This window comes from Bacterioplanoides sp. (assembly GCF_965226395.1).
In the GTDB taxonomy this organism is placed as follows: Bacteria; Pseudomonadota; Gammaproteobacteria; order Pseudomonadales; family Oceanobacteraceae; genus Bacterioplanoides.
Genome location: NZ_OZ245358.1, coordinates 1600131 through 1622430 on the forward strand (window position 1 = coordinate 1600131; position 22300 = coordinate 1622430).

21 protein-coding genes and 1 tRNA gene are annotated in these 22300 nt (G+C 50.5%); 10 read left to right on the plus strand and 12 right to left on the minus strand.

The window, feature by feature from the left end; translation table 11 throughout:
* Window positions 1-258 precede the first annotated feature (258 nt).
* The 3 genes from hslO to yrfG all read right to left on the minus strand — a co-directional run bounded on the left by hslO (window position 259) and on the right by yrfG (window position 2281).
* Entirely contained in the window at window positions 259-1119 is an 861-nt protein-coding gene (gene hslO, locus ACO05E_RS07280; RefSeq protein WP_419812321.1) for an Hsp33 family molecular chaperone HslO, read from the minus strand.
* Between the two features lie 2 nt (window positions 1120-1121).
* Window positions 1122-1523 (minus strand): ribosome-associated heat shock protein Hsp15, encoded by a 402-nt coding sequence (hslR, locus tag ACO05E_RS07285; protein ID WP_419812322.1) that lies wholly within the window; start codon window positions 1521-1523, stop codon window positions 1122-1124.
* Window positions 1524-1624: 101 nt separating this feature from the next.
* Window positions 1625-2281, minus strand: coding sequence for a GMP/IMP nucleotidase (gene yrfG, locus ACO05E_RS07290; RefSeq protein WP_419812323.1), 657 nt, complete (start codon window positions 2279-2281; stop codon window positions 1625-1627).
* Between the two features lie 44 nt (window positions 2282-2325).
* Between yrfG and nudE the strand changes: the two genes are divergently transcribed.
* Window positions 2326-2889: an ADP compounds hydrolase NudE gene (gene nudE / locus ACO05E_RS07295; RefSeq protein ID WP_419812324.1), complete on the plus strand. Its 564-nt coding sequence runs from the start codon at window positions 2326-2328 to the stop codon at window positions 2887-2889.
* 4 nt (window positions 2890-2893) lie between these two features.
* Here nudE and ACO05E_RS07300 read toward each other — a convergent pair whose 3' ends face one another.
* The 4 genes from ACO05E_RS07300 to ACO05E_RS07315 all read right to left on the minus strand — a co-directional run bounded on the left by ACO05E_RS07300 (window position 2894) and on the right by ACO05E_RS07315 (window position 6626).
* Window positions 2894-5380: an ATP-binding protein gene (locus tag ACO05E_RS07300; RefSeq protein ID WP_419812325.1), complete on the minus strand. Its 2487-nt coding sequence runs from the start codon at window positions 5378-5380 to the stop codon at window positions 2894-2896.
* An 82-nt stretch (window positions 5381-5462) separates the two neighbouring features.
* Window positions 5463-6152, minus strand: a complete 690-nt coding sequence (locus ACO05E_RS07305; RefSeq protein WP_419812326.1) for an LrgB family protein — start codon at window positions 6150-6152, stop codon at window positions 5463-5465.
* Window positions 6149-6493 (minus strand): CidA/LrgA family protein, encoded by a 345-nt coding sequence (locus ACO05E_RS07310; RefSeq protein WP_419812327.1) that lies wholly within the window; start codon window positions 6491-6493, stop codon window positions 6149-6151. The genes ACO05E_RS07305 and ACO05E_RS07310 overlap by 4 nt, the downstream gene beginning before the upstream one ends.
* Window positions 6494-6541: 48 nt before the next feature.
* Window positions 6542-6626, minus strand: a tRNA-Leu gene (locus ACO05E_RS07315).
* A gap of 179 nt (window positions 6627-6805) precedes the next feature.
* Here ACO05E_RS07315 and ACO05E_RS07320 point away from each other — a divergent pair.
* The 4 genes from ACO05E_RS07320 (at window position 6806) to ACO05E_RS07335 (ending at window position 11393) form a co-directional block, all read left to right on the plus strand.
* A complete protein-coding gene (locus ACO05E_RS07320; RefSeq protein ID WP_419812328.1) occupies window positions 6806-7828 on the plus strand; it encodes an AI-2E family transporter in 1023 nt (340 codons plus the stop codon).
* 119 nt (window positions 7829-7947) lie between these two features.
* Entirely contained in the window at window positions 7948-8640 is a 693-nt protein-coding gene (locus tag ACO05E_RS07325) for a response regulator (RefSeq protein WP_419812329.1), read from the plus strand.
* A gap of 5 nt (window positions 8641-8645) precedes the next feature.
* Window positions 8646-9980, plus strand: a complete 1335-nt coding sequence (locus tag ACO05E_RS07330; RefSeq protein ID WP_419812330.1) for a HAMP domain-containing sensor histidine kinase — start codon at window positions 8646-8648, stop codon at window positions 9978-9980.
* Window positions 9981-10130: 150 nt separating this feature from the next.
* Complete coding sequence (locus ACO05E_RS07335) at window positions 10131-11393, plus strand: malic enzyme-like NAD(P)-binding protein (RefSeq protein ID WP_419812331.1); 1263 nt, start codon at window positions 10131-10133, stop codon at window positions 11391-11393.
* Between the two features lie 98 nt (window positions 11394-11491).
* On the opposite strand, the gene ACO05E_RS07340 is transcribed toward ACO05E_RS07335, so the two are convergent.
* Window positions 11492-12289, minus strand: coding sequence for a substrate-binding periplasmic protein (locus ACO05E_RS07340; RefSeq protein WP_419812332.1), 798 nt, complete (start codon window positions 12287-12289; stop codon window positions 11492-11494).
* A gap of 138 nt (window positions 12290-12427) precedes the next feature.
* Complete coding sequence (gene typA / locus ACO05E_RS07345) at window positions 12428-14236, minus strand: translational GTPase TypA (protein WP_419812333.1); 1809 nt, start codon at window positions 14234-14236, stop codon at window positions 12428-12430.
* A 441-nt stretch (window positions 14237-14677) separates the two neighbouring features.
* On the opposite strand from typA, the gene glnA reads away from it, so the two are divergent.
* The gene (gene glnA, locus ACO05E_RS07350; RefSeq protein ID WP_419812334.1) at window positions 14678-16084 is read left to right on the plus strand and encodes a glutamate--ammonia ligase; all 1407 of its coding nucleotides are present in this window, start codon (window positions 14678-14680) and stop codon (window positions 16082-16084) included.
* Window positions 16085-16204: 120 nt separating this feature from the next.
* Here the strand turns inward: glnA and ACO05E_RS07355 are convergent, their stop codons facing one another.
* Window positions 16205-17098 carry a LysR family transcriptional regulator gene (locus ACO05E_RS07355; RefSeq protein ID WP_419812335.1) on the minus strand — a complete coding sequence of 298 codons (894 nt, stop codon included), beginning with the start codon at window positions 17096-17098 and terminating at the stop codon, window positions 16205-16207.
* 156 nt (window positions 17099-17254) lie between these two features.
* Between ACO05E_RS07355 and ACO05E_RS07360 the strand changes: the two genes are divergently transcribed.
* The 4 genes from ACO05E_RS07360 to ACO05E_RS07375 all read left to right on the plus strand — a co-directional run bounded on the left by ACO05E_RS07360 (window position 17255) and on the right by ACO05E_RS07375 (window position 20204).
* Window positions 17255-17800, plus strand: coding sequence for a cytochrome b (locus ACO05E_RS07360; RefSeq protein WP_419812336.1), 546 nt, complete (start codon window positions 17255-17257; stop codon window positions 17798-17800).
* Window positions 17801-17822: 22 nt separating this feature from the next.
* Window positions 17823-18398, plus strand: coding sequence for a YceI family protein (locus ACO05E_RS07365; RefSeq protein WP_419812337.1), 576 nt, complete (start codon window positions 17823-17825; stop codon window positions 18396-18398).
* A gap of 90 nt (window positions 18399-18488) precedes the next feature.
* Entirely contained in the window at window positions 18489-19676 is a 1188-nt protein-coding gene (locus tag ACO05E_RS07370; protein WP_419812338.1) for a dipeptidase, read from the plus strand.
* Window positions 19677-19751: 75 nt separating this feature from the next.
* Complete coding sequence (locus ACO05E_RS07375) at window positions 19752-20204, plus strand: hypothetical protein (RefSeq protein WP_419812339.1); 453 nt, start codon at window positions 19752-19754, stop codon at window positions 20202-20204.
* A gap of 337 nt (window positions 20205-20541) precedes the next feature.
* Here the strand turns inward: ACO05E_RS07375 and ACO05E_RS07380 are convergent, their stop codons facing one another.
* Window positions 20542-21603, minus strand: coding sequence for a hypothetical protein (locus ACO05E_RS07380; RefSeq protein WP_419812340.1), 1062 nt, complete (start codon window positions 21601-21603; stop codon window positions 20542-20544).
* A gap of 18 nt (window positions 21604-21621) precedes the next feature.
* Window positions 21622-22227, minus strand: coding sequence for a penicillin-binding protein activator LpoB (locus ACO05E_RS07385; RefSeq protein WP_419812341.1), 606 nt, complete (start codon window positions 22225-22227; stop codon window positions 21622-21624).
* Window positions 22228-22300 lie beyond the last annotated feature (73 nt).

Sequence of the window (22300 nt, forward strand, 5' to 3'; positions counted from 1 at the left end):
TGGTCTGTACGGCTTGTGGCCATATCAAAGCGTCTGTACCGTCCCTGCCCGGATGGGGGTAAAACACAACAGGAACGAATCCAAAATTTTAGGGGCGCGATTATGGCAGAAAATCGTGCAAACGATAACCCTTGTCTTTTAGCGTCCGCCCAGCTGTCCCGAATTGTGACCCGTTATTCATCAGAAAAACGGGGAAAATCAATCACTATAAATATGGCGAATATTCATTATTCGCCATTCAGGGCAACGTAGCTAGATTCAGTGCGGGTTACGTTGTGGAAACAACTCATCCACCTGGGCACGATCAAAACTGTAATGCTGCTGGCAGAACTCGCAATTCACTTCAATCTTACTGCTTTCCTGCAGCATGTTATCCAGCTCATCGTAGCCCAATTGCATCAGCGCAGTCGCCAGGCGTGGCTTGGAGCAGGTGCAGAAAAACTTCAACTCAGACGGCTCATACACCCGGATCTCTTCCTCGTGATACAGGCGATGCAACAGCACGTCATTATTCAGGTGTAATAACTCGTCCTGTTTTAAGGTGCTGGCCAGGTGGGTTAAGCGATCCCAGGCATCAGCATCGCTGCTTGTAGCCGCTGGCATCTTCTGCAACATAAACCCAGCGGCATTTTCACCATCACATTCGAGCCAAAAGCGTGACGGTAACTGCTCAGACTGCTCGAAGTATTCTTCCATGGCTTTGGCAATATTGCCGCCGTCGATGGCAGTAATTCCCTGATAGCGCTGGCCGTCTTCCGGTTCAATGGTGATCACCATCTGACCGTTATCAAAGCTCAGCTCTTCTGCCGCAACGGTATCGTCATAACGGGCAATCGCGCGCAACTCACCTTTGTCACTGCTTTCTGCCTGCAACAAGGACACATTACCCGGTAAGCGCACCTGTAAGGTCAAACGTCCGGCAAACTTCAGATTGGCACTTAACAGCGCCGTGGCTGCCATCAGTTCACCCAGCTCAGTAGCAATCATCGGCGGATACTGGTGACGCTTCATCACGTCCCGGAAGCTGGCATTCAAATGCGCGACTTCGCCTCGAATATCGGTGTTATCAAAGCTGAAACGTTGCAGGGTATCGGCGCTGTTTTTGGAGCTAGACGACATAATTAATAATCCTGATCTTGCTGGTCTCTGAAACGCTGCATATCGCGGCGTTCTTTTTTGTTCGGTTTATGGTCGGGGATTAACATCGATGATTTCATCACCCGGCGACGTTCGGCTTCGTCCATACGCTTTTTAATACTGGCGGCAGTTTCTTCATATAGCTTCTGTGCTTCCGGTGCACCACGGCGTTGATCGGAGATGGCTTTCACTTCAACAATTTTTTCATCAAAGCCCTGGCGCAGGGTAATCATGGCACCCAGATCCACGGTTTTGCTGACTTTGCAGCGCTGACCATCGTAATGAACTTTGCCACCTTCAATCGCGCCTTTGGCAATGGCACGAGTTTTATAAAAACGGGCGGCCCACAGCCATTTATCCAGCCGGACTTTTTCAGCATTCGCCATACAAAGAATTCTTCAGATTGGTATTCAGAAAAGAGCGGCAGTTTACCATATTTCGGCTGTTGCCGTGCGCCAGACACTGCAACAGCTATATTCAGCGAACGTTATAAATCCAACTCATCAAAATGATGCACACCGGGAAATTCACTGTTGGTGTTCGGTGCTTTCTGGCTATCCGGATGGTAAATAGTTAATAGCCAACGAATTCCCCAGGTTTCTGCCGATTTTAAAACCGCCTGACTGTCGTCCACCAGCAAGGTGCGTTCTTTATTAAAAGGTTCATCGTCTGATAAGTGATCCCAGAACGCCTGGCTTTCTTTTGGCTCCTGATAATCGTGAGAAGAAATTACCCGATCCACCAGCTGATCCAGTTGGGTGTGCTCCATTTTAAGATCGACACTATCACGATGAGCATTGGTGACGATCACGGTACGTTTGCCCATGTCTTTCAGCGTTTTCAGAAAGTCTTTCACATGTGGGCGAAAGCCAATTTTATGCTGCACATCACGCTTGAGTTCAGCGATGGGCAAGCCAGTGAGTTCACTCCAGTGATCAAGGCAATACCAATTCAGCGTGCCTCTTAAGCCAACAAAGCTTTTATTCAACTCGGCGAAGGCAGCATCTTCACTGAGCGCATGGTGCTCAGCATAGGCCTTGGGCAGGTGATCCAGCCAGAAGTAGTTATCGAAGTGCAGATCCAGCAAGGTGCCGTCCATATCCAGCAGTACGGTATCAATTTGTTGCCAATCGGGAAGGCTCATAGGGTTATACTCATTCTCACACTCAGGATGGTTACAGGTCAGGTATGCATAAAAAACCCGAAATTCTGCATCGCTCTATGGTGGCACAAAGCCGCTTATTTCGCATTGAATCGCTGGATTTACGCTTCAGTAACGGTGTTGAACGGACTTATGAACGCCTGGTTCCGGGAGGCTCAGGTGCCGTAATGATGGTCGCTCTGTTAGACGATGACACCGTGGCGCTGATTCGCGAGTACGGTGGTGGTGTCGAAGACTACACCTTAACCCTGCCCAAAGGTGCGGTGGATCTGGGTGAAACCCTGCGTGATGCCTGTAATCGCGAGCTACAGGAAGAAATCGGTTTTGCTGCCAACGAATTTATTCACCTGAAAAAACTGAGTTTGTCGCCCAGTTATATGAGTGGTGGTATTGATGTGGTGCTGGTGCGTGATTTGTACCCGTCACAACTGGAAGGTGATGAGCCTGAGCCATTGGAGCTGGTGGAATGGAAACTCAGTGAACTGCATGAGCTGTATGGCCGCGATGATTGCACCGAAGGCCGCGCGGTTGCGGCACTGGCGCTGGCGCAGGAATATCTGGCCGGGCGCTTTCAGGGGCGGGTGTTATAACCCGCTAGCCACGATTTAATAAACCGGCAATGGCGTTACTCAGCAACTCCAGTTTAATCGGCTTGCTGACAAAGCCGTTCATACCCGCTTTCAGACAACGGTCTTTATCTTCCATCATGGCGTTAGCGGTTAGCGCCAGAATCGGCACCTGATTTTTCGGGTAGGATAAATCACGAATCCGTTCGGTAGCGGCAATGCCGTCCAGCACCGGCATATTCACATCCATCAGAATCAGATCATAATCCTGCTGCAGAATGGCGGTCACCGCCTGCTCTCCGTTCTCAACCACATCGCAGCTAATATGCAGGCGCTGCAGCATTTTAACGGCAATACGCTGGTTTACATGATTGTCTTCTGCCAGCAGCACCTTGGCACCACGCGGTGGTGCTTCGACCTCAGGCGTATCCTGATTGCGTTGTTCACCGTCGGATGAAGCCGCTACAGCCGCTGCCTTTGTTGCCATCGGTAAATTCAGCGTCAGGCAAAAACGGCTACCGGTTCCCAGGCCAGATTCCACCTGAATATCCCCCCCCATTGCCTGCGCCAGATGACGACTGATGGTTAGTCCTAAACCCGTCCCGCCATATTTGCGGCTGGTACTGGTATCCGCTTGCCTGAAGGCACTGAATACCCGATCCAGCTTGTCATCTGAAATACCAATACCGGTGTCGGTTACTGCAATATCCAGCTGATAACGGCCATCACTGATCGCTTTGCCTTCCAGGCGAATTTCAACATGGCCATTTTCAGTAAACTTCAGCGCGTTATTCACCAGATTGGTAACAATCTGGCGGATACGTTTGGGGTCGCCACGCCAATGGGTTGGCAGGTCAGCGGCACAAAAATACACCAGCGATAAACCTTTACGCCGCGCCGGTTCATGGAACAGCTGATACAGATCCGACAGCAGCCGGTTCAGATCGAACTCGATGCGCTCGATCTCAAGATTGCCGGATTCAATTTTTGATAAGTCGAGGATGTCATTAATAATATCCAGCAACACATGCGACGAGCTGTGAATAATACCCAGATAGTTTTGTTGCTCGGCATCCATATCACTATCCAGCAACAGCTCCGCCGCCCCCAGAATGCCATTCATCGGCGTACGAATTTCATGACTCATACTGGCCAGAAAAACCGATTTACTGTGGTTAGCGGTTTCGGCTTCGGTTAATGCTTCTCTGATTTTGCTGTTGGCGCGCTCCAGCGCATCACGATTGGCCAGAGTTTCGGTAATGTCCTGACCCGCCAGAATCACTTCCAACTCGCCGGTCTTGGCTGACACCACTTTCGTCATATGCCAGCTGATCATAGCTTCTTTGCCGGTGGAGGATACCAAGGGGCATTCCAGCGCTACATTATTGATGTCGGAAGTAATCAGGTTGCGCCAGATATCCAGCAACCGTTCCGTCTGGCTACGCGGCAACATATAACGAATGGAAGAGCCGAGCAGCTCCTCTTCGTTACGGTCAACAATATCCTGAGCGTATTGGTTCACCCGCAGAATATTGCCGTGGCGATCACACACGGCCAGCAACAATGGCATGGCATGAAAGTAATCGGCAAACCGCTGCTGTTCATTTTTCAGGTCTTCGGCCATCTGGTTGTGCAATGAGATATCATCGCCATGCAGCAACAGAATCTTACGCTCAGGGTCACCCCAGGGCTTAGCCCGCATCGACCAGCGCCGCCGCTGGCCCTGTAGATCATTCAGGAAACATTCAAACTGCTGCACTTGTTGATGCTCAGCGGCCTGCTGTAACAGCTCCAGCACTCTGTTTTTTTCTTCGTCTTCCAGCAACTCATCCAGTCGGTGGCCGTCTCCCGGACCGAAGGTGTCACGAAACACCGGATTTACATCGCTGATATACCGTCCGGGGCCACATAAAAACGCAATGCCATGAATATGTTCCCAGTCTTTGGGTTTGGCGGATCCTTTTTTCAGAAAACGCTGACGGGCCGATTGCGACAGGGCCAGCAACACAAACAACAACCCCAGGTTTGCCAGCAGCATCCAGCCCACATTTCTGAGCGCGTGTATTTGCATATCCCGCAGAGGTACAGCCAGAACCAGGCTGTATTGATCGTCTACAACGAAGGTTTGCACCAGATAAGGTAAGTCGTTCAGGCTCAACTGTTCGGCACTGGGTTGCCCTTGCTCATTATCTTGCCCCAGAGCATCCTGTTGCAGCCCGCGTTGCAGCAGAGATACCGGTAACAGTGTGGTGTTCTCCCAGAGAACACTCAGCCCGGTATCGGTCTTTTCACCATAACGCAGTAACAGTTGATCAACCTGTAAGGCTTCCCGATTCAGCGATAACGGCGTACCGGCGTTCAGTTGGAACTGTTGGGTGTAATAATTCCCCCAACGCTGCAACCATTGCTGCTTGGCATTCAGATTCTGCTGATAACCGACCAGCCCTGAGACGACCGTTAAAACGGAGATGGTGCTGATGGTCAGAATCCAGAGCAGTGTATATTTACGGCCCATTAATTTTCCCTGAAGGGCAGAGTGTCCCTTAACACGAGTATCCATTAACAATAGCGTTTGTTGCGGAAAGTATCTACGCCAGCTACACCAATAAACCGGGAAGCAACAACGCATGCAACGTTGCGGTTAATGTCATGGCCATGGCCGAGTAAGCGGCCTGCTCACTGCCCAGCTCTAATGCCCGGGCAGTGCCAATCGCGTGAGCGCACACACCAAGAGTCAGGCCAACCGCCTGAGGGTCGTCTTGCCGTGTTGCCCGCAGCAGCGTTGGCGCCATCGCCGCTCCCAGAATACCGGTTGCGATCACAAACGCTGATGCCATCGCTGCCAGGCCCCCCACCTGCTCAGCAATCGCGACCGCCACCGGTGTGGTAATGGACTTGGTGGCAATGGTCTTCGCCAGCAGTTCATCACCAATCCACCATTGGGTCAGTAATACCGCGCATACCACCGTGGTGCCACTGCCCAACGCAATGGCCAGCGAAATACGTAACCATTGTGACCGCATGGTGTGCAGAAACTGATACAAGGGCACCGCCAGCATCACAATGACCGGCCCCAGCATGACATGCAGTAAACTGCCGCCCTGCATATAGGTGTGGTAATCGGTGCCAGTGAGCTGCAACACCAAAACCACCAGCACCACACCAGTCAGAATCGGCGGTAAGAACGGATTATTATTGGTCAGCCGATAGGTGTGTTGTCCGATCAGAAATGCCGCGATAGTTAACATCGCCCAGAATAGCGGCATGGAGAGCAGTTCGTTGATCATGATTTTCGCCCACCTTTTTTACCGGAGGTCATCACCCAACCAGTCACCAGAATGCCGGGGATCAGACTCAGGGTCAGAATCACTAATAACGTCAGGCCGTGTTCACTGATAATGGCTTTCTGGGTAATGATGCCGCTACTGACCGGAATCAGAAACAGCGGTAATAAAGGAGAGAGTGTCTGGCTGATGTGTTTGAGAGAATCAGGCGTTTTACCGCGCAGGACCAGAAACAACAGCAGTAGCAACATGCCAATGATGGCGGCCGGAACCGGTAAGATAAACTGGCTCTGTAATAAATAACCGGATAATAAAAAAATAAGAAGGAACAAGAGGCCAGGCATATTGTGTTACCTGAGAGTTCGCTAACAGCAGGCTGAGCCTGAAAAGAATGGTGCGGAAGGAGAGACTTGAACTCTCACACCTTGCGGCACCAGAACCTAAACCTGGCGTGTCTACCAATTCCACCACTTCCGCATGACAGGGCGCGCATATTATAAAAGCCCGCGCCTCTTGCCAAGCCCCAAATGCAAAAAAGCCTATAAAAAGTGCAGACGATGTGCGGAAAAAGCATGTGAGCCATCGTCACTCTCTGCTATGTTAGCGCTCATCACATATCACTGACTTATTCCATTTTAACCATCAGGACTCCCTCTATGACGCAGGAGCGCACTCAGCTGACTGGCCATATCTTACTGGTTTCTGCCGCTGCCGTAATTGTGATTGCCGGGGCCAAAGCCGCCGCCGCCATTCTGATTCCTTTTTTACTCGCCTTCTTTATTGCGGTTATCAGTGCTCCGCTGATGCGCTGGTTAACACAACACAAAATCCCGGATGCGCTGGCGATTCTGATATTAGTAGGTGGCTTTGTGTTTGTTGGCAGCATGGTCGCCACCTTAGTTGGCAGCACCTTAAACTCGTTTTATCAGGACATGCCGCTGTACGAGGAAAAACTCGGGGCACTGGTGACCAATGCCGTTGCCTGGTTACGCAGCATGGGACTGGAAGTCGCCGATAATATTGTCACCGAATACGTCAATCCCGGCGCAGTGATGACCATGGTGGCGAGTGTCTTTAACGGCCTTGGCGGAGTGTTAGCCAATACCTTCCTGATTCTGTTTACTGTGGTCTTTATCCTGTTAGAAGCCAGCAGCTTCCCGGCCAAGCTGAAGCGTGCTTTTGGTGAAGAAACCACCGCCTTTGTACAGTTTGAGCGCTTCAACAACTCGGTACAGCAATATCTGGCTATTAAATCACTGGTGAGCTTAGGCACCGGCTGTACCATTGGCCTGATCCTGTGGGTTATTGGTGTCGATTACGCCCCGCTTTGGGCATTAGTGGCTTTCCTGCTGAATTACATTCCCAATATTGGTTCTATTATCGCCGCCATCCCAGCCGTGTTAATTGCTCTGATTCAACTGGGTGTGGGCGAGGCGGTATTAGTAGGTATCTCTTACGTGCTGGTGAACACCATCTTTGGCAATGTGATTGAACCACGCTTAATGGGCCGCTCTCTTGGCTTATCCACCCTGGTGGTATTTATTTCATTGGTGTTCTGGGGCTGGATTCTGGGGCCGGTGGGCATGTTGTTATCCATTCCGCTCACCATGGTAATGAAAATTGCGCTGGAGAGCCGACCACAATCGCGCTGGATTGCCACCTTGCTGGATCACGACTGATTAGCAGCCTGCTAGACACTAATGTCGAGTTATATACACCTGAGTAAGGAAGGGTCAGAAGCGCTGTAATGTAAAGAGAACTAGCGCTAACCTCCCTGCTTATTGTAAGGAGAACCAATATGTATCAGATCTTGCTGATTGATGATGATTTTGAACTGGGCGAGTTATTACAGGAATACCTGGGCATGGAAGGCTTTGAGCTGACCACCCGCCAGGATGGCGAGTCCGGTTTACAGGCAGCATTAAGTGGCGACTACGATCTGGTGCTGCTGGACGTGATGCTGCCCAAAATGAACGGCTTTGAAGTGTTAAAAGCGGTTCGCCAGAAATCGAGCATTCCGGTCATTATGCTGACCGCCCGCGGCGAGAGTGTTGATCGGGTATTAGGCCTTGAACACGGTGCCGATGATTACATCGCCAAACCCTATCACCACCATGAATTACTGGCGCGTATCCGTGCATTATTCCGCCGTATTGAACTGACCAACGACGGCAATGAAAAAACCGCCAGCAATTATGAAGTGGGCGATCTGAAACTAGACCCGTCCACTCGGGTTGCAACCTGTTCAGACACCGAGCTGGCACTGACAGGTGCTGAATTTGGTGTGCTGCAATGCCTGATGGAACACGTTGGTGAGCTGGTTGATAAAGACACCTTGTCGATCGCGGCACTCGGCCGGCCACTGATGGCTTATGACCGCTCGATTGATATGCACGTCAGCAATCTGCGCAAAAAGCTGGGTAAACGTGATGACGACTCTGACTGGATTAAAACCGTGCGTGGTCGTGGCTACCAGCTGGTCAGCGGATAACACCTATGCCCATCTTTCGCAGCCTGTTTATTAAGGTTTTTTTCTGGTTCTGGGCTGCGATTCTGCTGGCCATGACGGCCGCCGTCACCACCAGCCACTGGATTGAAGACGACTACTTTCGCAAAGCCACCCAAACTGAGCGCATTCATCTGCTGCGCTTAATGGAGCACAAACGCCCGATTATGGCCGAAGGTCGCAAACTTTGGCGTAAACTGCGGCCGGACTGGAATCTGGTCGCAGTGCCGGTCGATTCCATCAGCCATCTCCCCTACGACGTTGAAGAGTTTGTTGATGCCGCTGCCGAAGTGCGCGATGTGCTCTGGGGTCAGGACGATGGCTGGCTGATGCTCGGGCCGATTCAGCGCGGTGACTATTTATACGTTGGTATCACCCGCAAACACTGGAGCAGTGTGCTCGATGACGAGCAGCGCTGGATGGTTCCGATTGCCTTCTTTGGTGTGATCACGTTGCTCAGCATGGGTCTGGTGTGGAGCCTGACCCGGCCAATTCGCCGCCTGCAACGGACGGTACGAAAGCTGGGCAAAGGTGATTTTGATGTGTCGGAAATTAAGCCGGATGCCAGCCGTTACGATGAAATTGGTGAGCTGTCTGCCGACGTAGTAGACATGTCAGAAGCCCTGAACCGGCTGCTGCAAAGCCATCAGCAGTTACTGCGTGATGTCTCCCATGAATTACGCTCGCCGTTAACCCGATTACAGATTGCTTTGGGCATCGCCCGTAAAAAAGACCCGCAAGGTTTACTCCAGAGCGAGCACGACCGTATTGAGCGCGCCGTTGGCCAGGTAGATGGGCTGGTGGGGCAGATTCTCGATCTGGCGCGGCTGCAACAACAGGACAGTGATCAGCTTCAGCTGGAGTCGCGCCCAATTGCCGAACAGCTCAACGGTTGGATCTGTGATGCCGAAATCGAAATGGATGAAAAACAGATTCAGCTGCATAGCCGCCTGCCTGCCAGTGACATTATTTGTGACTGGGACTGGATGCTGGTCGAGCGTGCTGTGGATAACATCTTACGCAACGCCATTCGTTTTTCTCCGACGAGCGGCCAGCTCGATGTCAGCTCCCACCTGAATACTGATGGCAGCATTGAAATTGCTATTCAGGATCAGGGGCCCGGTGTTCCGGATGAGGATCTGAAACGTATCTTTGATCCTTTTACCCAGGTCGATTCAGCCCGCGACCACGCTTCCGGCGGTTATGGCATTGGTCTGGCGTTGGTACATCGCATCATTGAATTGCACGGCGGCCAGATCGAAGCCTCCAATCAAACGCCCGGTTTACGTATTGTTATGCGCTTACCGCGCAAGCGTTTTCACTGATTGATTGAGACAAATCTAAGTAAAAACCCGGTTTTTGGTGGAAACCAGGGGCAGATTTTGATATTAAATACGCCCCCTGAATCCCTGTGACGATATTGGACTAACGGTCACCTGGGTTTTATTACAACGCGACAAGACTGGACGAGTACTATGTCAGAAGATTTGAAACAAGCTGCTCTCGATTACCATGCTAATCCGAAGCCAGGTAAAATCAGCGTTGAGCTGACGACACCTGCTAACTCCGCCCGCGACCTGTCTCTGGCTTACAGCCCAGGTGTGGCTGAGCCGGTAAAAGCGATTGCTGAAGATCCTGAGAACGCCTACAAGTACACCGCCAAAGGCAACATGGTTGCTGTAATTACTGACGGTACTGCGATTCTGGGTCTGGGTGATCTGGGTCCTCTGGCTTCTAAGCCAGTAATGGAAGGTAAGTCTCTGCTGTTCAAACGTTTCGCTGGCGTAGACTCCATCGACATCGAAGTGGAATCTGAAAGCCCACAAGCGTTCATCGACACAGTTCGTCGTATTGCTAACACCTTCGGTGGCATTAACCTGGAAGACATTAAAGCGCCTGAGTGTTTCGAAATCGAACGCACTCTGATCGAGCAATGTGATATCCCGGTATTCCACGATGACCAGCACGGTACTGCGATTGTAACCGTTGCCGGTGTTCTGAATGCTCTGGAAATTCAGGGTAAGAAGATCGAAGAAGCCAAAATGGCGGTTCTGGGTGCCGGTGCTGCGGCGATCTCTTGTGCCAAGCTGCTGATTCTGGCGGGCATGAACCCACAAAACATCTTCATGTGTGACCGTAAGGGTGTTATCCACTCTGGCCGTGACGACCTGAACCAGTACAAGCAAGCATTCGCAGTTGATACTGACAAGCGTAGCGTTGATGACGCTATCGAAGGTGCAGACATCTTCCTGGGTCTGTCTGGTCCTAACATGGTGACTGGCGAGCAAATCAAAACCATGGCTGACAATGCCATCGTATTCGCTTGTGCTAACCCGGTTCCTGAAATCATGCCTGAAATCGTTAAAGAAGTTCGTCCGGACGCCATCATGGCAACTGGCCGTTCTGACTTCCCGAACCAGGTGAACAACGTATTAGGCTTCCCATTCATCTTCCGTGGTGCTCTGGACGTACGTGCTAAGCGCATCAACGAAGAAATGAAGCTGGCTGCTGCAAAAGCACTGGCTAATCTGGCGAAAGAGCCAGTGACTCAGGAAGTTCTGGATGCGTACAAACTGGATTCTCTGGAATTCGGTAAAGATTACATCATCCCTAAAGCGACCGATTCTCGTCTGCTGGGTATTGTATCGACTGCTGTTGCACAAGCGGCAATCGACACCGGTGTATCGGCTGGCCCACTGCCTGCTAACTACCCGCTGAAGTCGATCGAAGACATCTGATCAACAAAGATCAGTAAGCATTAAAAACGCCGCTCAGGTTAAACCTGAGCGGCGTTTTTGTTTTTCTGCTTTTAATTCGATACATCTATCTGTTGTGATCAGCGCACCAGATAATTGGCCAGCAGGTTTTCATAGGTTCGCAGAATCCGCTCGTAGCGACCGTTGTTGCGAATTGCATCAAACCCCTGATCAAACTTATCGCGCATTTCTTCCGAGCGGAAGGCCGCGTGATAACGACGCTTGGCAAACAGATCATTAAAATGTACTGCCCGGCGATAACTCGGACTGCGAGGATTTTTGCGCTTCATCTGGCTGAGGAAGTAGCGGAAGATGGTTTTATCCATCACCAACACCTGTCGGTCGCCGCGATACAAATCCTCGACCTGCTCCAGCTGCAATGAATATTCACGATAATCGGCCGTTTGTGACACGGTTTCCGGGAAGGGTGATGGCATCAGTTTACTGGCTAACTTAAAGGCACCCAGCCGATAGTTGGATAACTCTCCGATCTGTTGCACATCAATATTCTCATCGTGCAGGGAAATAGCCAGATTATGAAATACCGCCAGTGGTAACCGGGAAAAGTGAGCATCCGGCGTCAGCTTCGGATTGGTCACAAATACCGCATCCACCCGCTGATCATTAAACGCCTGCACCACTTCGGCGTTATCGGCGTACATAGTATCCACCTGAACACCACTGGCAGTCATTGCAGCACGGAAGACATCCAAGGCGATACCGCGCCCTTTATCCGGAATTACATACGGCGGCATCGAGGAACCGGAACCCAGCATCACCTTCGACGGTTGACCATAGGCTGCACAGCTTCCTCCTCCCAGTAACAGGCCCAACAACAGGGCTACGGCAACCCGGCTCAGATATCCTTTTCTGACCATAGTTATCACTTTCTTTTTGAACATATTGCTAGATTAGCTGGTTATAGGGCCAATGTCTGGCTGAATTTTTTCTTTATCAACAAAGAAAAAGCCCCGCGTGACGCTAGTCAGGCGGGGCTGATCAAACGTAATGTTCGCTTATTTGTTCTTAGCGCGCTTACGTTCGTTTTCTTTCAGCAGCTTCTTACGCAGGCGGATGCTTTCTGGTGTTACTTCTACCAGTTCATCGTCTTCGATGAATTCCAGTGCCTGCTCCAAGGTGTGCTTAACCGGTGGAGTCAGGTTGATGGCTTCATCGGTACCTGACGCACGTACGTTGGTTAACTGCTTGGCTTTGGTTGGGTTAACCACCAGGTCGTTGTCACGCGAGTGCAGACCAACAATCATGCCTTCATACACTTCAACCGCTGGTTCAACGAACAGGCGACCACGATCCTGCAGAGTGAACAGGGCGTAACCCAGCACTTTACCAGCAACCATAGATACCAGTACGCCGTTATGACGAGTGGAGCCCAGAGACGCCTGAACCGGACCATAGTGATCGAATACGTTGGTCAGAATACCGGAGCCGGAAGTCATGGTCATAAACTGGTTACGGAAACCAATCAGGCCACGAGCTGGCATAATGAATTCTAAACGAGTACGGCCTTTGCCATCCGGAACCATGTTGGTCATTTCGGCACGACGGTTACCCATCTCTTCCATCACTGAGCCCTGGTGCTCATCTTCGATGTCGATAACAACCTGCTCGTATGGCTCTTGCAGTTCGCCGTCCACTTCTTTCTGAACCACTTCTGGCTTACCAATTGCCATCTCGAAACCTTCACGACGCATGGTTTCGATCAGTACTGACAGGTGTAACTCACCACGGCCGGATACTTTAAACTTCTCAGGAGAATCACCCGGCTCAACACGTAAGGCCACGTTGTGGATCAGTTCCTGGTCCAGACGGTCTTTGATGTTACGTGAGGTCACGTATTTGCCTTCTTTACCCGCGAACGGCGAGTTGTTCACCTGGAAGGTCATGGATACGGTTGGCTCATCCACGGTCAGCGCTGGCAATGCTTCCACATTGTTTGGCTCACACAGGGTGTCGGAGATGTTCAGGCCGTCGATACCGGAGATACAAACGATGTCACCCGCAGCCGCTTCTTCAACGTCAACACGATTCAGGCCATGGAAACCTTTCACCTGCTGAATACGACCTTTGCGGGTATCACCTTCAGCGGTGATCAATTGGATGTCAGTACCTGGCTTCAGTTTACCGCGCGTGATACGGCCAACACCGATTACACCGACGAAGCTGTCGTAGTCCAGTGCAGAAACCTGCATCTGGAACGGGCCGTCCAGCTCAACTTTTGGCGCTTCTACGTGATCAACAATCATCTGGAACAGTGGCGACATATCCTCAGCCATGTTGTCAGGATCATCACCGGCAATACCGTTTAACGCAGAGGCGTAGATAACCGGGAAGTCCAGCTGCTCTTCGGTTGCACCCAGACGGTCGAACAGGTCGAAGATTTCATCCATTACCCAGTCAGGACGTGCGCCAGGACGGTCGATTTTGTTGATCACAACGATTGGACGCAGACCACGCTCGAACGCTTTCTGAGTTACGAAACGGGTTTGAGGCATCGGACCATCTACGGCATCAACCAGCAGGCACACCGAATCCACCATCGACATTACACGCTCAACCTCACCACCGAAGTCGGCGTGTCCAGGGGTGTCTACGATGTTAATGCGGTAGTCGTTCCATTTAATGGCGGTGTTTTTCGCCAGGATGGTAATACCACGTTCCTTTTCCTGGTCGTTGGAGTCCATCACACGTTCGCCACCCTGGTTACGATCCAGAGTACCCGACTGCTCCAGCAGCTTATCAACCAGGGTCGTTTTACCGTGGTCAACGTGGGCGATGATGGCGATATTTCTCAAGTTATCGATCACAGCTTTAGCCTTTCTTAAAAGTGAGGGCGTTGCTGCGATCTCAGACCCCAACTCTGACTAAGCAGCAGGGACGCATCAACACCATAAAAAATGAGGCGCGATTATACCTGAGTTAAGGCCGCGACGGCATATCATTTTTATGCCGGGCTATTGGTGTTTTTTCGTATACGCAAACCCCTATGTGAACCTATAATGTGCATGCTTTTATGGAATACAGTGGCTATTACAGCTATTTTGCACCTTTATGGTGCCATTATCTCGGCCGTGCATTTTTGTAGTGCAGTCATTTATGACTTGCTGATCGCAAGCCCAGATTTTGTGCGGTTTTCAGCCATCCCTTGCGTGGCACACTAATTGCTCCAAGGGAATCATCAAAGTTTGAGCATTACGGCCGGGGCTGATGCCCCGTATCAAATTGAACCAGCATCTGGAGATAATAAGATGTCAGAGAACACTCTGAGTTTGATCAAAGAGAACGATGTACGCTGGGTTGACCTGCGTTTCACCGATACTAAAGGTAAAGAGCAACACGTTTCTATTCCTGCTCGTTATGTAGACGAAGACTTCTTCGAAACTGGCCAGATGTTCGATGGTTCATCTATCGCTGGTTGGAAGGGCATCAACGAATCTGACATGATCCTGATGCCAGATGATTCTACTCCATACATGGACCCATTCACTGAAGATGCAACACTGGTTCTGCGTTGTGACATCATCGAACCAGCAACCATGCAAGGTTACGAGCGTGACCCACGTTCTGTTGCTAAGCGTGCAGAAGAGTACCTGAAGTCTACTGGTCTGGGTGACACTGCATTCTTCGGTCCTGAGCCAGAATTCTTCATCTTTGATGACGTTCGTTGGGGCCAGGACATGGCAGGCTCTTTCTACAAGATCAACTCTGACGAAGGCGCATGGAACACTGAAGCTGTAATGGAAGGCGGCAACCTGGGTCACCGTCCTCGCGTTAAAGGCGGTTACTTCCCAGTACCACCAGTAGATAGCTCTCACGACATCCGTGCGGCTATGTGTAACACCATGGAAGCGATTGGTCTGGACGTAGAAGTTCACCACCACGAAGTGGCGACTGCTAACCAGAACGAAATCGGCGTTGTGTTCAACACACTGGTTAAGAAAGCTGACGAAGTACAAATGCTGAAATACGTTGTTCACAACGTTGCAGCTGCATACGGCAAAACGGCTACCTTCATGCCTAAGCCAGTCGTTGGTGATAACGGTTCTGGTATGCACGTTCACCAGTCTTTCTGGAAAGACGGCGAAAACCAATTCGCAGGCGACGGCTATGCTGGTCTGAGCGATACAGCTCTGTACTACATCGGTGGTATCATCAAGCACGCTAAAGCGCTGAATGCTTTCACCAACCCGTCTACTAACTCTTACAAGCGTCTGATCCCAGGCTTCGAAGCTCCGGTAATGCTGGCATACTCTGCTCGTAACCGTTCTGCTTCTATCCGTATTCCATACGTTGCCAGCCCTAAAGGTAAGCGTATTGAAGCTCGCTTCCCGGATCCAACCGCTAACCCATACCTGGCATTCGCAGCTATGCTGATGGCTGGTATCGACGGTGTTAAGAACAAGATCCACCCTGGCGATGCAGCTGACAAAGACCTGTACGACCTGCCAGCTGAAGAAGCAGCGGCAATTCCACAGGTTGCTGGTAGCCTGCGTGAAGCTCTGGACAGCCTGCTGGCTGACAGCGACTTCCTGACTGAAGGTGGCGTGTTCACTAAAGACATGATCGAAGCTTACGTTGAGCTGAAAATGGAAGACGTTTACCGCGTTGAACATACAACTCACCCAGCTGAGTTCGATATGTACTACTCCGTGTAAGTACTACCATGCGTAAGTACTACAGCGTTTAATCTTTGGATTAAATCTGTACGGAAAAAGGGTCGCTGCGGCGGCCCTTTTTTGTGCCTGCAACAACCACAAACAATCCAATTTGCTTACTCAACCACCCGCAAGCTCCGGCATGGCCCTCACCATATATTCCTGAAAAGCCCGAATCCGGGCACTGTTTTTCATATCCTTGTGATACACCAACCAGATAGGATCAGCCTCAAAATTCAGCCCTAACTCCACCCGGCGTACGCCTTCTGACGCCAGTTTAGGCCGATGCAACGACTCAAACGGGCCAATGCCCATACCTTCTAATACAGCATAATAGAGGTCGTTAAAGCTGTTACTCCGGAACACAATCTGCTCATCATCCAGCCTTTCATAAAGGGTTTTAATCGCCGGAATCTGACGTTTATCGCCCGAGGGTAGCAACCATAAATGACGCCCGATATCCGCCAGCGATTGCGGCAGGCCATAACGTTCAACGTAGCTGTCAGCAGCAAAAAAACTTAGCCCCACACGGATCAGTGGCCGGGCAATCAGATCTGGCTCGGTGGGTTGTGAGCCAATGCGGATCGCGGCATGCACATCCCCACGACTGAGCGATAACACTTCATCGGTGGCGATGGTTTCAATCCGGATTTGTGGGTATTGCTGGCGAAAGCCAGCAATCAGGGGGGCCAACGATTGTGAGAAATCCGAGACCGTTGAAATGCGTAGGGTGCCCGACGGTGAGTGCCCCAATACCGATAAGTTATTGTGCAGCAGCTGCATGTCAGCCATCAGGGATTTTCCCTTTTCCAGCAACATATGCCCGGACTCAGTCAGCCGGTAACCACGCTGATGGCGTATAAATAACCGCTGGCCCAACTGTTGCTCCAGTTGATTCACGCGGCGCAATACCGTGGTGTGGTTCAACCCTAATTGTTTACCCGCAGCACTCAGGCTGCCGGTTTCAGCCACACTGTACGCGACGCGAATATCATCCCAGTTTAATTGGCTCATAAAGCACCTGCTGTTGTTCTATATTGTGCATATTTGCACAATAGTTGTTAACAAACAGTTATTTTTTAAACAACTTGATCGGAGTAAGGTGATGTTATTGATGCAACGATTACAACAGCCATCAGTAACGAACAGCAGCAACAAAGAGGACAGCCAATGGCTCAGCTAAAAAATAGTGTGGATAGTTACGGCTGGCTCAGCATCGCGCTGCACTGGCTAATGGCTCTGACCATTTTTGGCCTGTTTGGTCTGGGTCTGTATATGGTTGAACTGACCTACTATGACGCCTGGTACAAAGGCTCATTAGACTTGCACAAGTCGATAGGCATTATCCTGGCGCTGGTGTGGATTGCCCGAGTAATCTGGCGTATCAGCAATACCACGCCGCAGGATCTGGGGGATAAGAAGTGGGAACATCAGGTTGCTCACTTAGTCCATCTGTTGCTTTATTTGTTGATGCTGGCGTTATTTGTCAGTGGTTATTTGATTTCAACCGCCGATGGTCGTGCCATTGAGGTATTTGGCTGGTTTGAAATCCCGGCAAGTTTAATGATGGATAATCAGGAAGACATTGCCGGCGTTATTCATTGGGGTCTGGCCTGGAGCCTGATGGGTCTGGTGGCACTGCATGCACTGGCAGCGGTGAAACACCATGTTGTTGATAAAGACCGTACTCTGGTACGGATGCTGAAATCTCATTAATTGTTTTATTAAGGAAAGCACCATGAAAAAACTGTTATTGGCTCTGGGCATGACTGCCGCGGCCACTCTGGCGCCGCTGTCACAAGCAGCGACTTACGATATTGATACTAAGGGTGCTCATGCCTTTGTTCAGTTCAAGATCAAGCACTTAGGTTACAGCTGGCTGCTGGGTCGCTTTAACACCTTCGATGGTCAGTTTGAGTACGACGCCAGTGCACCGGAGAAGTCCGCCATCAAGGTGAATATTGAAACCGCCAGCATCGACTCCAACCACGCTGAGCGTGATAAACACCTGAAAGGTTCGGACTTCCTGAATGTTTCTAAATTCCCAACCTCGTCTTTCAAGAGCACCGGCTTTAAATCCACCGGCGAAGGCGAAGGCATCATCAGCGGTGATTTCACCCTGCACGGTGTGACCAAAAACATCAGCTTCCCGGTAACGCTGGTGGGTGAAGGCAAAGACCCATGGGGCGGCTACCGCGCCGGTTTTGAAGGCAAAACCACGCTGAAGCTATCTGACTATGGCATCACCTACAACCTGGGCCCGGCTTCTACCCATGTTGAAATCGAATTACACGTCGAAGGTATTCGTCAGTAATAGCGATTTGCAGGAGGGCTTAAGCCCTCCTGCTATTCATCACCAGCTTTGTTCGCTACTCTCAGACAAACCGCCATCCGAGTCTGAGTTATGAAACACTTACTACTCTCTTTTGCCTTTGCCCTTACTCTTGCCGCCAGCGCCCTGCTCAGCGGTTGTGATCGGATCAGCTCCGAAGTGGAGAAACAACAAAACGGGGTTATTTCACACCTGCCGTTTGTCATTGCACCAGAAGCACAACACCTTCATGATCGTTTAATTATTGGTGACTGGCATGCTGATACCACCTTATGGGAACGCGATATCAGCCAGCGGGGTGAAACCGGCCATGGCGATCTGGTGCGCTACCTTGAAGGGAATGTGGCACTACAGATGTTCACCACAGTCACCAAGTCTCCCTCCGGGCAAAACTATCAGAGCAACAGTAACGATAGTTTTGACAATATTACCGCACTGGCGATTGCTCAGGGTTGGCCGGTTAACAGCTGGCAGAACCTGACGGAACGCGCGTTATATCAGGCCTCGAAACTGCATCAACTGGCCGAACAGCAGCCTGAGCAATTTATGCTGGTGCGCAACCAACAGGAGCTGCAACGCCTACTCGACAAACGTGAGCAAGGGCAGAAAATCCTCGGCGGGCTGATTGGCACGGAAGGTTCTCATGCGCTTGAGGGCGATCTGGCCAATATCGAACGGCTGTATCAGGCGGGTTTTCGTATGATGAGCCTGCACCACTTTTTTGATAATCGGCTCGGCGGTTCATTACACGGAACCTCAAATACTGGGTTAACTGAATTTGGCGCCCAAGCCATCCGAGAAATGGAGCGTTTGGGCATTATGATCGACGTGTCCCATTCGTCACCGCAGGTGGTTGAAGACGTCTTAGCACTCACTCAAACGCCGTTGATTGTTAGTCATACCGGCTTATATGGCCATTGCTCAACCCACCGTAACATCAGCGATGAGCTGATGCATCGGATTGCCGAAGGCGGCGGCATTATTGGCATTGGTTTCTGGGATGCTGCGGTCTGCGACGCCAGCCCAAAAGGCATTGTGAAGGCCATCAGTTATGGCATTGATTTGTTAGGTGTTGAACATATCGCTCTGGGCTCAGACTTTGACGGCGCCGTTGTTACTCCGTTCGATGCGTCTGAGCTGGCAGTGCTGACCCATGAGATGCTGAAAGCGGGCTTCAGCAGTGATGATATTCGGGCAGTGATGGGCGGTAATATGGTGCGGTTTTTACAGCAGCATTTGCCTAAAGTGGCGCAGAATTAATCTTGCCTAAATACTGTAAATATAACCAAAGTTATTTACAGTATTGGCAAATTTATTTTTTACAAAGGAACTCAAATGAGCTTAATTGCTTGTCCTGAGTGCAATAAGGACATTTCTGATAAGGCAGCCTGCTGTATTAATTGTGGTTATCCTATTGCCGAGGAAGCTCAACAACAAAAGGCTCCTCTAGAAACCAGTGATTATTTTGATAGCACCAAAAAGATTTCAAATAATAAGCATACTGGCAAGCAAGCTTGGTATCTAACTAAATGGGTTTGGGTCTGGGTTATCTTATTTTGGCCAGTTGGAGTTACAGGCCTGATTTTAAGGCTTAAAAAAAATCAAAGAATAAAAGCGGTTGGATTTATTTTTTTGATAGCCATGATCACCATTTTAGCTACAGAGGGCCACACCCCAAATACGAAATCTACTCCATATATATCCGTTCACCACAGAGGATGTATGCAAAGCTGCCATAGGTACTGCTTTTGGGCCTCACCCATCAAATATGAAATCGTCTACTTCTAACGGAATTACTTACATCTCATATATCAGATCAAGCGACAATTCCTTTTGGAAATACCGATGTAAGCTTGAGGGGCGCTATGCAGTTTGGGCAACTGAAAACGGACGTTGGAGAAACCATAGCCTTGATTCAAAAATATCGTATGACGTAGATTCCGCACGTAAGGTCTTGTACGTTAAAGAAGTATATAGTGATGGGAGTCAAACCAAAAAGTCATATACCAAAAATGAGTTTAAGAAAAGATATTGAATGTATTGCTTGGTTCTCAATACAACTACGGACACAAAAAAACAACTCCGCCAATTTGTATAATTGGCGAAGTCGCTAAAGCCATCGCACTCAGTTGATTTTGTCCACCAGCGCCACGGCCAGTTCTTCGCCCAGCAGTTTCGCCACATTACGGGCAGCTTTCTGGCGCGCTACATCGGCTAAGCCTGACACGCCTTTGGCCTGCTTGCTGAAAGAACTCAACGCCCGACCAGAACCATCGCGAATGGTCACACGGCTATCAGCAAACACGTAATGGCTGCCGCCCTGCTCTTTACTCGACAGCGTGGCATTGACCTCAAAGATCAGATCGGCTCCGCCATTGGTGATGCGCATGCCCTGCTCGGTGAGCGCTTCAATGATGCCTCCACCAATTTCTTCCGCACCGCTATCCTGCAGTTCAATACTGACCTGCAACTGGTCGATTAATACATTGATACGTTCCTGCAATGCCAGTAAATCGGCATCCGGGCGCGGCCGTTTACGATCCAGACTCACCAGCGCCAGACGTTCTCCCAAGCGGTCACGCTGAGCAAACATATTCATCGCCGGTAACAATGGTTGTAACCGTTGCAAGCGATTACCCTGGGGCTGTTTGGCGGCAATTTCACGCAGTTGCTCATCCACTTCCGCCATGTCGCGACGCAGACGCGCAGCGGCTTTGGCACGATCCAGCTCGGCCAATGCATAGGCATAACGATCATCCAGATGGGTCTTGATGATTTGTGCTTCGTCCAGCTCGACCGGTGGCACCTGGCTACGCACATGATTACGAATCACACGCTGCACTTCATTTTCGCGGTGGCTGCCACTGCGTTCCGTAACATCCGAACTGAAGTCTCCGGAAACGGTTACTTTCAGCTGACTGACCAGATCGATACGCGCCAGTTCTCCGGCTCGCTTCAGCGCTTCGGTTTTATTGCCATAGACTTCAATCGAACCCACGCCGTAAGCCATGCCCGGCATTTCTGGCGTATTGGTTAACCACGAAGGGCTACCGGACGCTGCCGCGGCATCCGCCTGCGATCTGTCGCTGCCCTGGTTTTTGATGTTCTGAGGCACACAAGCCACACAGGCGCTGGCGATAACCGCCAGTGCCAGAGCTTTGCGAGCCCGCAACAGAGTATCGATCATGGGTGGTTTTCCTTATGCTCAGAAACCAAACGAGTTCTTTTCCTGCAGCTTCTGAATCTTCTTCTGACCGTTCCAGACTTCACGGTTAGATTCCATATCAATCAGCTTCATATCCACCTGATAGAAGGTCACGCGGTCGTCACCGACCTGATCCACAATCGAATTCACCGAGCCGGATAAGGCAAAATCAGCAGCGTTTTCCTGGCCCTGAGCCTTGGCATTTTTTGAGTTTAATTCCTGATCGCGACGTTCGTCACGAATCGCATCACGCTCGTCACCACCCGCAACAAAGTCAGCGCGGCCGGAACGGATGATGGCGCGTTTGATATCGTTGGTGAAGGTATCAATGGCAATGTGTTCGTGGGACTTATTGCGGATGCGGGAGATGATAATGGTTGGGCGTTGGCTGTTTTCCAGCTCGAAGTCACGCGCCCATGGGAAAGACAACATATCGTCAATCATTTCGTTGGCTACCAGCTCAGAGTCTTTGGCATTCCAACGATCAGACAGCGCTACTTCTTCGCTGGCAGAAATACGCGATACTTTAGTACTACAACCAGCGGAAATCAGGATCGAAGCCCCCAGTAAAGTGGCTCCAGCCAGTTTGGTCATTTGCTTCAGCATGATGTTATTCCTTTGTTGTGTTCAGTAAGAGTTGTGTTCGATAAATGTTGTGTTCAAAAAGTGATTGTTCAAT

Coding starts and splice junctions, on each gene's coding strand:
- hslO (WP_419812321.1), bottom strand. CDS start 1,119: ATGTCGTCTAGCTCCAAAAACAGCGCCGATACCCTGCAACGTTTCAGC.
- hslR (WP_419812322.1), bottom strand. CDS start 1,523: ATGGCGAATGCTGAAAAAGTCCGGCTGGATAAATGGCTGTGGGCCGCC.
- yrfG (WP_419812323.1), bottom strand. CDS start 2,281: ATGAGCCTTCCCGATTGGCAACAAATTGATACCGTACTGCTGGATATG.
- nudE (WP_419812324.1), top strand. CDS start 2,326: ATGCATAAAAAACCCGAAATTCTGCATCGCTCTATGGTGGCACAAAGC.
- ACO05E_RS07300 (WP_419812325.1), bottom strand. CDS start 5,380: ATGGGCCGTAAATATACACTGCTCTGGATTCTGACCATCAGCACCATC.
- ACO05E_RS07305 (WP_419812326.1), bottom strand. CDS start 6,152: ATGATCAACGAACTGCTCTCCATGCCGCTATTCTGGGCGATGTTAACT.
- ACO05E_RS07310 (WP_419812327.1), bottom strand. CDS start 6,493: ATGCCTGGCCTCTTGTTCCTTCTTATTTTTTTATTATCCGGTTATTTA.
- ACO05E_RS07320 (WP_419812328.1), top strand. CDS start 6,806: ATGACGCAGGAGCGCACTCAGCTGACTGGCCATATCTTACTGGTTTCT.
- ACO05E_RS07325 (WP_419812329.1), top strand. CDS start 7,948: ATGTATCAGATCTTGCTGATTGATGATGATTTTGAACTGGGCGAGTTA.
- ACO05E_RS07330 (WP_419812330.1), top strand. CDS start 8,646: ATGCCCATCTTTCGCAGCCTGTTTATTAAGGTTTTTTTCTGGTTCTGG.
- ACO05E_RS07335 (WP_419812331.1), top strand. CDS start 10,131: ATGTCAGAAGATTTGAAACAAGCTGCTCTCGATTACCATGCTAATCCG.
- ACO05E_RS07340 (WP_419812332.1), bottom strand. CDS start 12,289: ATGGTCAGAAAAGGATATCTGAGCCGGGTTGCCGTAGCCCTGTTGTTG.
- glnA (WP_419812334.1), top strand. CDS start 14,678: ATGTCAGAGAACACTCTGAGTTTGATCAAAGAGAACGATGTACGCTGG.
- ACO05E_RS07355 (WP_419812335.1), bottom strand. CDS start 17,098: ATGAGCCAATTAAACTGGGATGATATTCGCGTCGCGTACAGTGTGGCT.
- ACO05E_RS07360 (WP_419812336.1), top strand. CDS start 17,255: ATGGCTCAGCTAAAAAATAGTGTGGATAGTTACGGCTGGCTCAGCATC.
- ACO05E_RS07365 (WP_419812337.1), top strand. CDS start 17,823: ATGAAAAAACTGTTATTGGCTCTGGGCATGACTGCCGCGGCCACTCTG.
- ACO05E_RS07370 (WP_419812338.1), top strand. CDS start 18,489: ATGAAACACTTACTACTCTCTTTTGCCTTTGCCCTTACTCTTGCCGCC.
- ACO05E_RS07375 (WP_419812339.1), top strand. CDS start 19,752: ATGAGCTTAATTGCTTGTCCTGAGTGCAATAAGGACATTTCTGATAAG.
- ACO05E_RS07380 (WP_419812340.1), bottom strand. CDS start 21,603: ATGATCGATACTCTGTTGCGGGCTCGCAAAGCTCTGGCACTGGCGGTT.
- ACO05E_RS07385 (WP_419812341.1), bottom strand. CDS start 22,227: ATGCTGAAGCAAATGACCAAACTGGCTGGAGCCACTTTACTGGGGGCT.